At 68.2% G+C, this 14,453-nt stretch carries 13 protein-coding genes; 6 read left to right on the top strand and 7 right to left on the bottom strand.

All coding sequences use genetic code 11. The features are described 5' to 3' along the window. Nucleotides 1-47 precede the first annotated feature (47 nt). Together ACFW6D_RS28615 and msrA are read right to left on the bottom strand one after the other, a co-directional pair. Nucleotides 48-1,037, bottom strand: coding sequence for a hypothetical protein (locus ACFW6D_RS28615; protein WP_379333185.1), 990 nt, complete (start codon nt 1,035-1,037; stop codon nt 48-50). 134 nt (nt 1,038-1,171) lie between these two features. Beyond that, nucleotides 1,172-1,687, bottom strand: a complete 516-nt coding sequence (gene msrA / locus ACFW6D_RS28610; RefSeq protein WP_379333184.1) for a peptide-methionine (S)-S-oxide reductase MsrA — start codon at nt 1,685-1,687, stop codon at nt 1,172-1,174. Between the two features lie 146 nt (nt 1,688-1,833). Here msrA and ACFW6D_RS28605 point away from each other — a divergent pair, with 146 nt between their 5' ends. Beyond that, complete coding sequence (locus ACFW6D_RS28605; protein ID WP_379333182.1) at nt 1,834-2,307, top strand: carboxypeptidase-like regulatory domain-containing protein; 474 nt, start codon at nt 1,834-1,836, stop codon at nt 2,305-2,307. Between the two features lie 79 nt (nt 2,308-2,386). Further along, nucleotides 2,387-4,342, top strand: a complete 1,956-nt coding sequence (locus ACFW6D_RS28600) for a GMC family oxidoreductase (protein ID WP_379333180.1) — start codon at nt 2,387-2,389, stop codon at nt 4,340-4,342. On the opposite strand, the gene ACFW6D_RS28595 is transcribed toward ACFW6D_RS28600, so the two are convergent. The 4 genes from ACFW6D_RS28595 to ACFW6D_RS28580 are packed head-to-tail and all read right to left on the bottom strand — an operon-like array spanning nt 4,339 to nt 8,976. Continuing rightward, nucleotides 4,339-5,634: an AAA domain-containing protein gene (locus ACFW6D_RS28595; protein WP_379333178.1), complete on the bottom strand. Its 1,296-nt coding sequence runs from the start codon at nt 5,632-5,634 to the stop codon at nt 4,339-4,341. The genes ACFW6D_RS28600 and ACFW6D_RS28595 overlap by 4 nt on opposite strands. Continuing rightward, nucleotides 5,631-7,112, bottom strand: coding sequence for a hypothetical protein (locus ACFW6D_RS28590; protein WP_379333176.1), 1,482 nt, complete (start codon nt 7,110-7,112; stop codon nt 5,631-5,633). Before ACFW6D_RS28590 ends, ACFW6D_RS28595 begins: the two co-directional genes overlap by 4 nt. After that, the gene (locus ACFW6D_RS28585) at nt 7,109-8,194 is read right to left on the bottom strand and encodes a hypothetical protein (protein WP_379333174.1); all 1,086 of its coding nucleotides are present in this window, start codon (nt 8,192-8,194) and stop codon (nt 7,109-7,111) included. The genes ACFW6D_RS28590 and ACFW6D_RS28585 overlap by 4 nt, the downstream gene beginning before the upstream one ends. After that, entirely contained in the window at nt 8,191-8,976 is a 786-nt protein-coding gene (locus ACFW6D_RS28580; RefSeq protein ID WP_379333173.1) for a hypothetical protein, read from the bottom strand. The genes ACFW6D_RS28585 and ACFW6D_RS28580 overlap by 4 nt, the downstream gene beginning before the upstream one ends. Before the next feature lie 137 nt (nt 8,977-9,113). Here ACFW6D_RS28580 and ACFW6D_RS28575 point away from each other — a divergent pair, with 137 nt between their 5' ends. Further along, nucleotides 9,114-10,622, top strand: a complete 1,509-nt coding sequence (locus ACFW6D_RS28575) for a leucyl aminopeptidase (protein ID WP_379333171.1) — start codon at nt 9,114-9,116, stop codon at nt 10,620-10,622. On the opposite strand, the gene ACFW6D_RS28570 is transcribed toward ACFW6D_RS28575, so the two are convergent. After that, nucleotides 10,623-10,973, bottom strand: coding sequence for an oxidoreductase (locus ACFW6D_RS28570; protein ID WP_379333169.1), 351 nt, complete (start codon nt 10,971-10,973; stop codon nt 10,623-10,625). It abuts the gene before it with no gap. Nucleotides 10,974-11,206: 233 nt separating this feature from the next. On the opposite strand from ACFW6D_RS28570, the gene sucB reads away from it, so the two are divergent. Genes sucB through ACFW6D_RS28555 form a run of 3 tightly spaced genes read left to right on the top strand, consistent with a single transcriptional unit; the run spans nt 11,207 to nt 14,363 of the window. Continuing rightward, complete coding sequence (sucB, locus tag ACFW6D_RS28565; RefSeq protein ID WP_379333167.1) at nt 11,207-12,949, top strand: 2-oxoglutarate dehydrogenase, E2 component, dihydrolipoamide succinyltransferase; 1,743 nt, start codon at nt 11,207-11,209, stop codon at nt 12,947-12,949. A gap of 12 nt (nt 12,950-12,961) precedes the next feature. Further along, the gene (locus tag ACFW6D_RS28560) at nt 12,962-13,855 is read left to right on the top strand and encodes a TIGR01777 family oxidoreductase (protein WP_379333165.1); all 894 of its coding nucleotides are present in this window, start codon (nt 12,962-12,964) and stop codon (nt 13,853-13,855) included. A 4-nt stretch (nt 13,856-13,859) separates the two neighbouring features. Further along, the gene (locus tag ACFW6D_RS28555) at nt 13,860-14,363 is read left to right on the top strand and encodes a GNAT family N-acetyltransferase (protein ID WP_379333163.1); all 504 of its coding nucleotides are present in this window, start codon (nt 13,860-13,862) and stop codon (nt 14,361-14,363) included. Nucleotides 14,364-14,453 lie beyond the last annotated feature (90 nt).

Here is a 14,453-nt window from a genome sequence, read left to right as displayed (position 1 = left end):
GAAGGGCGTGCGATGAATGGTCATCGCACGCCCTTCGGGGTTCACCGTCAGCGGTTGCCTTCGGGGCCCCAGCCCTGGTCACCGGGCTTGCCCAGGTCGGGTCCGTCGGGGTGACCGGGACCGCCCTGGCCCGGGTAACCCGGGCCGCCATAGCCCTGGCCACCTTCGGGACCGCCGTAGCCGGGGGCACCGTAACCGGGTCCGCCGTAGCCCTGGCCGCCTTCGGGGCCACCGTAACCCGGCTGACCACCGTAACCGGGCTGACCGCCGTACCCCGGCTGACCGCCGAATCCCTCTGCGGGCCCGCCGTATTGCTGCGGGTACCCCGGATCGGCGGTGGCCGCGGCACCGGCCACCGGCCCGCCGACGATCACGCGGTAGGCGTAGGTGGAGGCGATGATCGAGACCGGGATCGTCACCAGCAGCCCGAGCCCGCACAGCAGCGCACCGACGATATTGATGCCGAACAGCGCCAGCGCCAGCAACAGCAGTGGCCCGGCATTACTCGAGATCGCCGAGAAACTCGACTTGATCGCCGTGATCGCGTCCTGATCGCGGTCGAGCACGAAATTCATCGTGAACCAGGTGAAGAACGCGATGATGATGCCCGGCAGCAGGCACAGCATGAACCCGATGCCGGTGGCGAGCCCGACGAGGAAGCCCGCCAGAATCACCGCGCCCACATTGGTGAATTTGAAGAAGTCACCGAATCCTGGTTTGCGACCGTCGGTTTCGTCGAGGGCGCCACGCACGAGCGCCGCCGAGATCAGATACCCGATCACCGTGCTCACAATGCTGCCGAGGAAACCCCAGAAGCTGAATCCGAAACTGATGCCGCCGTCGGCATCGGAGGTAACGGTGCTCGACGACCCGAAGAGGAAACTGATCGCCACCTGAATGATCGCGGCGATCAGGATGATGCCGACCCACACCACCGCGTTGTTCTTGAACTTTTCCCAGCCGTAGCCGAGGGCGTCACCGACGCCGAGTTGTGGCCCCGGCGCGGAATATCCGGGTTGTTGCTGTCCATACGTCATTCGAATCGCGTCCCCTCATCGTCTGCGGCGACCTCGGCCACCGTCGTGAGTTATTTCGATCCGACGTCACTGCGCACACGCCGACACTGCCGATCATGGCATATCGGCAGTGCGGTGGGCGGAGTACGAAACAGTTATGCGCCGGTGGTGTCGCGCCTGGGCAGTTTCCAGCCGGGGCGCGGGAAATGGCAGGTGTAGCCGTTGGGGTAGCGAATCAGATAGTCCTGGTGTTCGGGCTCGGCATCCCAGAACGTGCTCGCCGGGGTCACCTCGGTGACGACCTTGCCGGGCCATAGACCCGAGGCGTCCACATCGGCGATGGTGTCGAGCGCGATGCGGCGCTGCTCGTCGTCGAGATAGAAGATCGCGGAACGGTAACTTTCGCCGAGATCGTTGCCCTGACGGTCTTTGGTGGTCGGGTCGTGGATCTGGAAGAAGAACTCGAGCAGCGCCCGGTAGTCGGTCTGCGCCGGGTCGTATTCGATCTCGACGGCCTCGGCGTGACCCGGGTGGTTGCGGTAGGTCGGGTTGTCGTTGGTGCCGCCGGTGTAGCCGACCCGGGTGGCCAGCACACCGGGCTGACGACGGATCAGATCCTGCATGCCCCAGAAGCATCCACCGGCCAGAACGGCCTTACGGGTGTCAGTCACACGTACTCCTTCATGAGAACTCCACGGTCGCACAAATCACCCCAGAACGGACTCTATGGAACACCGGTGTCGGCCCCGAAATTCCCGTCAGTATTGTTGCCGCCCGGGCGTTACCTCAACTTCGAATCCAGGAGGAAGACGGCGCGATGCCACGGTTTGTCATTTCCCAGTGTTTGGCGATCGGATTGGCGGCAACAGCTCTGATGGGGACGGCGGTGGGCAGCGCGTGGGCGCATCCCGGCGCCGACGACTCGATCGCGCAGGAGGGGGCGCCCTGCGAAGAAGTACGACAGGCCCGGCTGAACGACCGGGGGATCCGCGCGGCCACCCCGGCGGCGGCGGGTCAGATCGACGCGGTGCTGATCAGCGCGACCGACCGCACGCCGATCGCGGGCGGGAAGGTCGTCCTCACCGGCACCGACGCGTGCGGCGACAATATCCACCGGCACATGTCCACCGGCACCAACGGACAGGTGAGTTTCCGCGGACTGCAACCCGGCCGCTACCAGCTCACCGCCTACCGCAACGATTCGGCGGCGCAGTCGGTCACCAAGGCCGATGTCGACCTGTCGACGCCGTCGCTGAAGACCATCCAGTTCACCGTCGGAACCGCTGACTGATCCGAAACCTCTTGACCCCCAGCGCGGCCGGATGTCGCGTGATAGAACTCACCCCAGAGTGAAATGGGGTGAGTTCCGCATGGAACCGACAGCCGAACATCGGGCCGCGCTGGGCATGATCTGCGATACCTTCCTGCCCGGCGACGGACTCGGTGTGCCCGCGGCAACAGAGCTCGGCGCCATCGATTCGATCTTCCGAATCCTGGACCGTAATCCGCGCGAAGCCGAACGCAAGCAGTTCGCGATGCTGTTGGGGCTGTGGGATTCTCGCGCCTTCGGCCTGCTCACCGGCAGCGGTGGCCGCCGATTCTCCACGCTCTCGCAGGAGCAGCGTGAGGCCGCCCTGCTGCGCCTCGGCGATTCCCGCCTCGCCCCCGCGCGGGCGATCTTCCAGGCCCTCAAGCAGGCGTCACTGCTGGCCTACAACGTGACACCCGGTCCCACCGGAACGAATCCGCTGTGGAAGCAGATCGGCTATCCGGGGCCGGTCGGCCGATTCGAGACCGCCCCGAAGCCGCCGCTGTCGCCCCTGCGGTACACCCAATCCACCGCGCTCGACTGCGATGTCGTCGTGGTCGGCTCCGGCGCCGGTGGTGGCACCGCGGCAGCCGTACTGGCCGCGGCCGGCCTCGACGTGATCGTGCTGGAACGCGGAAACTATTACGACGACCAGGATTTCGGCACCGGCGAACTCGACGCGCTCACCACCCTGTACGCCCCCGGCCCCGCCACGTCGGCGGAAGGTCAGATCACCCTCGTCGCGGGCACTTGCCTCGGCGGCGGCACGGTAGTCAACTGGAGCACTTCACTGCCGACCCCCGACACGATCCGTGCCGAATGGGCCGAGACCGGCGTTCCGCAGTTCGCCGAGGACGAGTTCGGCGACGCATTGACCGCCGTGCAGCAACGGATCGGCGTCACCGATCGCAGGTCGCCGCTCTCGGCGCGCGACGGCATTCTCGAACGCGGCGCACGCTCCCTCGGCTGGGACGTAGACACGTTGCCGCGCAATGTCAGCGACGCGTGCGATGCCGGAATCGAGTGTGGGCGTTGCAGTTACGGGTGCCGCCTCGGCGCCAAGCAGTCGGCGACCAAGACCTGGCTCGCCGACGCGGCCGAGCACGGTGCACGCCTGGTGGTCGATGCCGATGTCCGAGCGATCACCGTGAAAGCCGGTCGTGCCGAGACAGTTTCGGCCGTCACCTCCACCGGCGCGGAGGTCACCGTGCGCGCCAAGGCCGTTGTGGTCGCCGCGGGCGCGATCCAGACACCGGCGCTGCTGCGACGATCCGGCCTGCGCAACAAGAACATCGGGCAGCATCTGCGCCTGCATCCGGCCGCGGCGGTCTTCGGCGCATTCGACGACGAAGTCCGGCCGTGGGAAGGCGCGTTGCAGGGCCGAATCAGCCGCCACCACGCCGATCTCGACGGCAACGGTTACGGCGTGATCTACGAAACCGGCCCGATCCACCCCGGCCTGGCCACCGGTTTCATGAGCTGGCGCGGTGCGGCGGACCATCGCGGCGCCATGCTCGATTTCGCGCGCACGAATGCCATCGGCGTCATCACCCGAGACCGGGATCCCGGCTCGGTCTCGATCGACAAGTCCGGCGAACCGGTGGTGAAATACCAGCTGTCCGACTACGACGCCGCCCACCTGCACACCGGCATCGTCGGCGCCGCCACCATCCTGGAAGCCGCAGGCGCGCAACGGATCTACTCCGGCCACCAGGCAGGCATCTCCTTCGAACCCGGCACCCGCGGCTCGCTCGCCGAGTTCGGCGCCGCCGCGAAGAAGGCGGGCTACGGCCCCGGCCGCTGTTCGATGGGCGCCCTGCACATCATGGGTTCGGCCCGCATGGGCGGCTCGTCCGACATCTCGGCCACCGACCCCGACGGCACTACCTGGGAGGTCCCCAACATCGTGGTCGCCGACGGCTCCACGTTCCCGACGGCCCCCGGCGTCAACCCGATGGTCACCATCGAAGCCATCGCCTACATGACTGCGAAACGGCTGGCGGCCAGACTGACCTAGGCGCGCACCCGATGGTTCGAAAGATGGCTCAGCACGGCCTGATTCGCCTCCCACCCATCGGGGAACTTCACCGGGACACCGAGGTGGACCGGGTCGGCGGAGGGGTGGGCGTCGAGGAGTTCTGGGATGCCCGCGCGGCCGACGAGGATGCAGGCGTGGCGGTGCCGGGAGGCCAGCACGCACAGGCGCCCGGCCTCCAGGTGGAAGGCGCTGGCATCGCGGCGGCCCGAAAGGGGATGCAGCACAAGGGTTACGTCGTATTCGCGGCCTTGGAGCCGGTTGGCGGTGTCGACGGTGACGGGTTCGGCGCAGGTGCCGCGCAGGGCGGTGCGGACGGCGTCCGCCTGGTCGCGGTGCGCGGTGCCGATCGCGACCCGGTCGGTAGTGACGGGGTGGCTGCCGGATTCGGAGTGGGCGGTGGCACCGCGTTCGATCAGCCGGGCGGCGATCATCGCGATCGCGGCCACGGCCTCGCGGTCGGTGCGCAGAGTGTGCCGCGCGGGCAATTCGTACCAGCCCCAACCGGATTCGGCCGCCTCTTCCAGCACCTCGTCGACCGGGCCGCCCATGCCGCGCGTGCTGAAATCCATTTTCCGGTCACCGAATCCGGTGCCCGACTGGAATTCGGTGAAGGGGTAGAACGCCTTCGACACCACCGGCGCCGCGGTGGCGGGCAACCGCCAGGACACGGGCAGCCGGTGGGTGGGGATGTTGTCGTTGTTGGCCAGCATCACGCTGACCGCGCTCATCGTCGGGTCCCAGGTGAGCCCGGCCCAGCGCGCGGTTTCGACGGTCGCGAACGGATCGAGCTGCCCCGGATCGCCCACGAACAGTCCACGATCGAACCGATTCGCGATGCGCAGCAACATATCCGAGCGCATCTGGTAGGCCTCGTCGATGATCGCGTGGGTCCAGGTGCCCTCGGTGATGGTGGCCCATTTGGCGGCGGTGCCGATGACGATGGCGCGATCCTCGAGATCACCCGGCTGCTTGGCGACCCGGACATTGCCGTGCCGCTCCACCCGGTCGCTCACGACGTAGGCCGCGCTGGAGAGCCGTCCGATCCGCAGTGCGGGGTCGGCGCCGGCCAGGCGGTCGATGAGGTCGTCGACCTGCTCGTTGGTCTGGGCGACGATCATCCGCTGGTCACCGTCCTCGGCAAGCTGGCGGGCCGCGCGCACTACCAGCGTCGACTTGCCCGCGCCGGGTGGTGAGTCGACGACGATCGCGCGATGGCTCTCGTCGCGCAGGTCGGTGAGAATCCCCGCGACAGCCTCATCTGGGGTGGTCACTGGAGCTCTTCCCCTTCGTCGTCGGTCGGCGGCGTCCACTCCGGCGGCGGTCCGCCGTGTGTCCACGGGGTCTCTTCGCGCGCGGGCAGATTCAGCATGCCGTTGAACGGTGCCGGCTTGAACCGGGCGAACCCGAGTTCATCGCCTTCGTCGGGAACACTGCCCGGCTCGGCGACGAGCTTTCGTCCCATCCCACCGGAAAGTTCGAGAACCATGCTGTCGCCGTCGATTTCGACGACCACCCCGGTCTGCTTCGGCCGCTCCACACACGTCAGTTCCTCACCGACAACCGCGATGAACGGATCGGTGGTCCGAATGTGTATGTGCGGGCGCAGTTTCGGCCGCGCTCCCGAACGGTCGAGCCGCTCCGGTTCGCTGTGCACGACGGTGCCACGGAACGCCGCGCCGCTGACGCGATGTTCGAGCATGAGCAGCGGATCGTCGAACGCGCACTGCCCCTGCAACGCCTCCAGCGCACGTTCACGCTCGAGCAGTCGGCGCACCGCGGGGACAGCGGAATCGCGGCGAGCCTGCGGAACTCCCTCCGCGATATCAGCGGCGAAACGGGAGAACGCACCGCGATCATCGGTCCACCGGTTCTCGACGCTGGCGCCTTCCGGCAGTGCGCCCAGCAGCTCGATGGATCGCCACATCAGCTGCCAGGTGGGTTCGAGCTGGCCGCGCAGGGACCGTTCGAGGCGTTCGGCCGCAACGGATCTCGTCGAGTCGTCGAGTGCGGCGTTGTAGGCGGCGATCAGCGGCGCGAGTTCTTCGTTGTCGAATCCGGGATCGGTGGCCGGGCCCGCGGGCGGGGACAGCAACGGATCTTCGGCCAGCGCGGCGGCTTCCGCGCCGGTCAGTCCGGGCGGCGGGTCGATCCAGCCGAGCAGCGCCGCGAGATTGCCGTCTTCCAAGGAGGATTGGCCCGATGCCCAGTGCGCTGACAAAGCCGATGTCATCGCGGGCGATACTGCCGAACCGGGATGTTCGGCCCGATCGCCGAACCAGGTGAGCCACCTGCCGAGCAGCGGAATCGATTCCGGCACAGGGTTATCGCCGTCGACACGGTGGAACCGCACCGAACGTCCCAGCAATTTCAGGAAGTTCACACCGCCGGGATTGGGTGTCCACATCTGCGGTGCGTCGAGGCACCGGGTGTAGGTCTCGCCCGCCTTGCTGGTGAGTTCCTCGGTCTCGACGAGAAAGGTCGAAAGATAGGGCAGCACAACATCAGCCAGCTGTTCGATGAACCGCAACCGCAGTACCCGGTCGCGCGGCTGGGGCACGGTCAACACGTTCTGGTCGCCGGGCGCGGTACCGATCATGATCGCCACCGGCGCCGCCGCCTCCCCCGCCAACCGCAACGGCACCGCGACGAGCGGCCGCTCCGCGAGGTGGATGTGGCGCACCGCCGCGGTCGCCTGCGCACGGCCCGCCCGCACGGCCTCCGCCTTGGCCAGGGCGGCAAGGACGCTCATCCCGCGATCTCCCACCGCAGCCGATGGGCGGTCCGCAGCATGGCGGTGATGTCGGCGTGCTCGGGGCCGGGTTCGAGGGTGCCGTCGGCCAAGCCGAGGACCGTGTGGATGTTGTCGATGCCACCGACCACATCGCACACCCCGCGACCCAGCGCGTCCACCGAACCGCAGGTGCGGGCCTCGTCGCGGCAGGCGAACGCGAGCTCGCAATTGGACATGCACTCGGGCGCGTAGCGAGCGGGGATGGCGGCGATCGTCTTCTCGAGGTTCTCCCCCGGCGCGAAGGTGGCTTCCGGCGGCAACAGGTCCAGGAGGTCGGGAATCGCGGTGAGCCTGGTCAATTGGCGCGAGACCGAGGCGAGCTGCTTACGCAGGTCGACGAGTTCAGCGGTCGGCCTGTTCGAAAAGTCCTTGGCGCACACCAGAATCACATTGTGCGACACGATCTCCGGTGACTCACCGATCTCGGCCATCAACTCACGCAACGCGATCACATACACCGCGGATTGCCGCGCGGCCGCCGCAACCTGCGCCGGATCGGCCTGCCCGTCGATCACCGGAAAGGCTTTGACCTCCACGACATGGAATTTGCCGTCCACCTGCACGGCCACCACATCGGGTTCGAGATAAGCGGTGGCACCGGCGATATCGAGCCGAAGCATCGGGTGATCGAACAAGGTGCCGTCGCCCGCGGTGATCGTGCTCTTCAGCAATTGCCTGGTGCGCTGATAACGCACCGCGTTGCCGGTGTTCTCCCCCACCGAATTCAGGTCGTGGTAGGCGACTTCGGGAATGGTGAGACCGAGTTTGTCACGCAAAAGGGCGAGCAATTCCGCGCAACCGTTCGCCTTCACCATCGACTCGAATGCATTACCGCGCGTGATGGCGAACTGGGACTGACCGAATTGTGGTGGGAATCCCAGCGATTGGGCGATCACGGTCTTGTCCACGGCGGCCGCGTCGAGCAGGGCGCGGCGGGCACAACCGGGATTGGCCGTCAGCGCGGCGATGGTGCGGGCATTGTGCCTGGTCGCGGGGGCTTCACCGCGCAACTGGTCCAACTGTGCTGCGAGAGTGCTCATTTCACCTCGATTCGTCGCCGATCGGCTACGCCGAGCCGAACACCGAATAGTTGTGCGGCCGGATCCGCGAGCTGATCCGCCGCCCGTCGCGCGGCCGAATTGCGCTGCCTCGCATCCTCGTCTTCGTGCACCGCGAGCTCACGCCGCGCGGCCTCGATCACTGTCGCCGGGTCGAGGGAATCCGGGGCGGTGGAAATGCCAGGAATCGACACGGCGAGCCGCCACAGTACGCGCAAACCCGACGTTTCTCCGGCAGGCTGCGCCGAAAGATGTTCGGCCAAGCGAATAGCCGACACCAACAGCCCCACGCGCGGACTCAACGGACCGACCATTCGCCGTTCGAGGGGCCACGAACTCACCGCCATCAATCCACGCGCGGGGGCGAGTAGATCGGTGGTGAGGGCCGCGCACAGGTAGTACGGGCGGGCGTACGGCGCCGACCGGAAGGAACGTTCCTCGTCGCGCCGCAGACTCGTCAGCCGGGCGGGCAGCAGCTCCCCGGAGAAGAACGCGTCATGGGTGGCGAGCACCAATTTCGGCGAGGACGGCACCGACAGCAAAGTCAACGCGCGATGCACGTGCTCACGCACCGGCACCCCGGGCGCCTCCGATGCCTCCTCGGGCACCGACCCGAGAACCGCCGCGTCCCAAGCCAACTCGGCCCTGCGCAATTCCGCGCGCAATTGCCGGGCGCCCGCCCGGTCCCCACCGGCAGCGGCCCGCCGCACCTCGGCCCGCAAACCGGAGATGCGCACCTCCAGCTCTTCGGCCGAGTCCGTCACGAGTCGGAGCGTATCCACAGCTACCAGTATTGTCCAGTAATTCCCAGTATTTCTGAGAAGGCCGAACAAGAACAGCTCACACCCGCCCACCCGGACTCGTGATGCGAGCACCGATAGCGACCGAATAACCTGGGGCAATGACCGCAGTCGCAGATCGCTCCCTCGGACCAGAATTGGCGCGCACCGAAACCATCACCCCCGACACCGACGTGCTGGTGATCGGGTTGACGTCCTCGGAGAACGGCCCCGCCATCGCCCCCGCCGACCTGTTCGGCGACGTGCTCACCGCCGAGGTCCGCGCGCAACTGCTCGACGCTCTCGGCGCGGTCGGCGCCAAGGGCAAGCCCGAGGAACTGACCCGGGTGCCCGCACCGGCCGCGCTCGACAATGTCACCAGCGTGCTCGCCGTCGGCCTCGGCGCGGCCGACAAGGTCGACGCCGAACAGGTGCGTCGCAGCGCCGGCGTCGCGGGACGCGCGCTCAGCGGCACCGAACTCGTCGCCACCACCCTGTCCGGCATCGACCTGGGCGCGGCGGCCGAAGGGTTCTACCTCGGCGCGTACACCTTCTCGTCGTTCAAGTCCAAGAGCGCACCCAAGCCGGATGAGCGTCCGGTGGTCCGCCTCGAATTGCTGGTTCCCGAACCGGAATTCGGCACCCTCGAACTGCTGCGCGCACAGCTGGTGGCCGAAGCCATCGCCACCGCACGCGATTTCGTGAACACCCCGCCCAGCGCGCTCTACCCCGCCGAATTCGCCGACCGGGCCCGCGTGCTCGCCGAAGCCGCGGGACTCGAGGTCGAGGTGCTCGACGAGAACGCCCTCGCCGCAGCCGGTTACGGCGGCATCATCGGCGTCGGCCAGGGTTCCTCGCGCCCGCCGCGCCTGATCCGGATCACCTACGCGGGCGGCCCGAAGAAGATCGCGCTCGTCGGCAAGGGCATCACCTTCGACACCGGCGGCATCTCGATCAAGCCCGCCGCCAACATGGAGAACATGACCTCCGACATGGCGGGCGCCGCGGCGGTCATCGCGACCGTGCTGCTGGCCGCGCGCCTGGGCCTGCCGGTCACCGTCACCGCGACCGTCCCGATGGCCGAGAACATGCCATCGGCTACCGCGCAGCGCCCCGGCGACGTGCTCACCCAGTACGGCGGCACCACCGTCGAGGTCATCAACACCGACGCCGAAGGCCGCCTCATCCTGGCCGACGCGATCGTGCGCGCGATCGAGGACGAGCCCGACTACTTGATCGACGTCGCCACGCTGACCGGCGCCCAGATGGTGGCGCTGGGGACCCGCACCCCCGGCGTGATGGGCACCGACGACTTCCGCGACCGTGTCGCCGCCATCTCGCGCAAGGTCGGCGAAAACGGTTGGGCCATGCCGCTTCCCGCAGAGCTGCGCGCCGACCTGAACTCCAAGGTCGCCGACCTCGCCAATGTCGCCCCGCATCGCTGGGGCGGCATGCTCTCGGCCGCGCTGTTCCTCAAGGACTTCGTGCCCGAGGGCGTGCAGTGGGCCCACCTCGACGTCGCAGGTCCGGCCTACAACACCGGTGGCCCGTTCGGCTACATCGGCAAGGGCGGCACCGGCGTCCCGGTACGCACGCTGATCACCGTGATCGAGGAGATCGGCGCGGAGTAGTCACTCCTCCAGTTCGGCTTCGCGAGCCCGCCGCGCTTCGATGCGGCGGCGGGCGTCGAAGTCGCGCATGCGTTGCGGATAGCCGGTGCGGTTCACGTCGTAGACCGGAATCTTCAACGCACCGGCCAACCGCCGCGCGCCCTTCTCACCGACGATGCGCCGGGTCCATTCACCGTCCGCGGCCACCAGCACTACTGTGACATCAGTCACAGTAGTTTTCGGTTCGACGAAGGCTTCGACCCCGCGCCGCGTCCGCGCCCACTCCGCCAGGGCGCTCACCTCCGACGCGCTCTCGCGAGCGACTGACCTGCTCGCACCGCGCCCACCGCGGAAACGATCCAGCAAACCCATCCGGTTCGACCTCCTACATTCCGGCGGAATTCTGCTCACCGCCGTACATTCCATGGTGCCAGCTTCGCCCGGATCGCCGCCCTGCGCTACACCGGCGGCGAGCGAGTGCAAGGATGGTTGCCGGAACAAGAACCAACGTTTCCCGGGTGCTCCGCCGAGACCGGCGGGGTGGACGAAAGCCGCGACCCGCGACGAGTGTCCGCCGGGTACACACTGCAGAGGAGTCAGAGGACATGGCCTTCTCCGTCCAGATGCCAGCCCTTGGTGAGAGCGTCACCGAGGGCACGGTGACCAGGTGGCTGAAGCAGGAAGGAGACACGGTCGAGGTCGACGAACCGCTGCTGGAAGTCTCCACCGACAAGGTCGACACCGAGATCCCGTCGCCCACGGCGGGCGTGCTCTCCAAGATCGTGGCCCAGGAAGACGACATCGTCGAGGTCGGCGGTGAGCTCGGCGTGATCAGCGATGCCGACGAAACCCCTGCCACCGCTCCTGAGCCCGCTGCCGCACCCGCGGCCCCCGAACCCGAACCCGCGCAGGCCCCTGCCGCCGAGGCCCCCGCCCCGGCCGCCGCGCCTGCCGCGTCCACTGCTTCCGGCACGCCAGTGAAGATGCCCGAACTGGGCGAGTCGGTCACCGAGGGCACTGTTACCCGCTGGCTCAAGGCCGTGGGTGACACCGTCGCCGTCGACGAGCCGCTGCTCGAGGTGTCCACCGACAAGGTCGACACCGAGATCCCTTCGCCGGTCGCGGGCACGCTGCTCGAGATCACCGCGCAGGAAGACGATGTCATCGATGTGGGTGGTCAGCTGGGTGTGATCGGTAGCGGTCAGCCCGCGGCCGCCGCGCCCGCACCGGCTCCCGCACCTGCGCCGGCTCCCGCACCTGCGCCCGAGCCCGCTCCCGCGCCTGCACCGAAGCCTGCTCCGGCTCCCGCGCCTGCCCCGGCACCCGCCGCTGCGGCTCCCGCGCCGAAGCCCGCACCGGCCCCGGCTCCCAAGCCCACGTCCGCGCCTGCCCCGGCTTCGGCCAACGGCAGCACCCCGTACGTGACCCCGCTGGTGCGCAAGCTGGCCGACGAGAACAACGTCGACCTGTCGAGCATCACCGGTTCCGGTGTGGGCGGGCGCATCCGCAAGCAGGACGTGCTCGCCGCCGCCGAGGCCAAGAAGGCGCCCGCCGCCGCACCGGCTCCGGCCGCCGCAGCACCCGCGGCCCCGGCCAAGCAGTCCGCCACCCCGAAGCTGGCCGCCCTCGTCGGCACCACGCAGAAGGCAAGCCGGATCCGCCAGATCACCGCGACCAAGACGCGCGAATCGCTGCAGAGCACCGCGCAGCTGACCCAGGTCCACGAGGCCGACGTCACCAAGATCGCGCACCTGCGTCAGCTCGCGAAGGCCTCGTTCAAGGCGCGCGAGGGCGTCAACCTGACGTACCTGCCGTTCTTCGCCAAGGCCGTCGTCGAGGCGCTCGGTGTGCACCCGAACGTGAACGCCTCCTACAACGAGGACACCAAGGAGATCACCTACCACTCCTCGGTGCACCTGGGTATCGCGGTCGACACCGAGCAGGGTCTGCTCTCGCCGGTCATCCACAACGCCAGTGACCTGTCCCTGGCAGGCCTGGCCCGCGCGATCGCCGACATCGCCAACCGCGCCCGCAACGGTGGCCTCAAGCCCGACGAGCTGTCCGGTGGCACCTTCACCATCACCAACATCGGTAGCGAGGGCGCCCTCTTCGACACCCCGATCCTGGTTCCGCCGCAGGCGGCCATGCTCGGCACCGGCGCGATCGTGAAGCGCCCGGTGGTGGTGACCGACGAGGCCGGTGGCGAGTCCATCGGCGTGCGCTCGATGGTGTACCTGCCGCTCACCTACGACCACCGTCTCATCGACGGTGCCGACGCGGGCCGGTTCGTCTCCACCATCAAGCACCGGCTCGAAGACTCGGCGTTCGAGGCCGATCTCGGCCTGTAGCCGAGTAATTCGATGAAGGTGGTCATCGCCGGTTCGTCCGGACTGATCGGGACGGCGCTCGTCGCGGCACTACGCCGCGACGGGCACCTGGTCTCCCGCCTGGTGCGCCGCCCCGCCGCGGCGCCGGACGAATACACGTGGGATCCCGCGCGCGCCCAGCTCGACGAGCGGGCGTTGCGCGGGGCCGACGCGGTCGTGAACCTGTGCGGTGCCGGCATCGCCGACCGTCGCTGGAACGGCAGCTACAAGCAACTGCTCCGCGACAGCCGCATCACTCCCACCGACGTACTGGCCACCGCGGTCGCGGCCGCAGGCGTACCGACCTTGGTCAACGCCAGCGGCGCGCACTACTACGGCGTCAGCACCGGCGACGCCGTCATCGACGAAACATCGCCCGCCGGAACAGGTTTCCTCGCCACGCTGTGTCGCGACTGGGAAGCCGCCACCGAACCCGCGGCCGCGGCGGGCGTACGAACGGTGCTGATCCGCAGCGCTGTGGTGCTGGCCCGCAACGGCGGCATGCTCGGCAAACTGCACCCGCTGTACTGGCTCGGCCTCGGCGGACGCCTCGGCAGCGGCCGCCAATACTTCCCGTGGATCTCCCTCGACGACGAGGTCGGCGCCATCATCTTCGCGCTCACCCACCCCGAGCTCTCCGGCCCGATCAACGTCACGGGCCCCGCCCCCGTCACCAACGCGGAATTCACCCGGGCCCTAGGCCGCGCCCTGCACCGCCCGACCCCGTTCATGGTCCCCGGTTTCGCCTTGCAAGCCCTGGTCGGCGAGCTGGCCGAGTCGATCATGCACGGGCCTCGCGCCATCCCCGCGGTCCTGGAGAACGCCGGCTACACCTACCAGCACCCGACGATCGGCGCCGCCCTGTCCGCCGCCGTCGACCGAGGATGAACCGATGCTGATCCGCGACGCCGACAAGCCCGACCTCGACGCCGTCCTTGCCATCCACAACACCAACATCGCCGAGTCCACCGCACTCTGGGACACCGACGAAGTCGACCTCGACGACCGCCTGGCTTGGTTCTCCGATCGCACCGCCGCGGGCATGCCGATCCTCATCGCCGACATCGACGGTGAGGTAGCCGGCTACGCCTCCTACGGCCAGTGGCGCCCCAAATCCGGTTACCGCTTCTCCGTGGAGAACTCCGTCTACGTCGACAGCCGATTCCAGCGCCGCGGCGTAGCCACCGCACTGCTCGCCGAATTGATCACCCGCGCAACAGATTCCGGCCGAGTCCACGCCATGATCGCCGCCATCGAATCCAGCAACAGCCCCTCGATAGTCCTGCACGAACGCTTCGGCTTCGTCACCGTCGGCGAACTGCCCGAGGTCGGCTACAAATTCGGCCGCTGGATGGATTTGACCCTCATGCAACGAAACTTCCCCGTCGACCCGTGAACCGGCACGGTCGCTGGGAATTCGCGGGTCGGCCGTACTCGCACCGAACAGTCGCCGTGGGCGGGCTGACCGAACGGCACCCCGAGGCGT

The organism is Nocardia sp. NPDC058705 (assembly GCF_042749305.1).
In the GTDB taxonomy this organism is placed as follows: Bacteria; Actinomycetota; Actinomycetes; order Mycobacteriales; family Mycobacteriaceae; genus Nocardia.
This window is presented reverse-complemented; position numbering and strand designations above follow the sequence as displayed.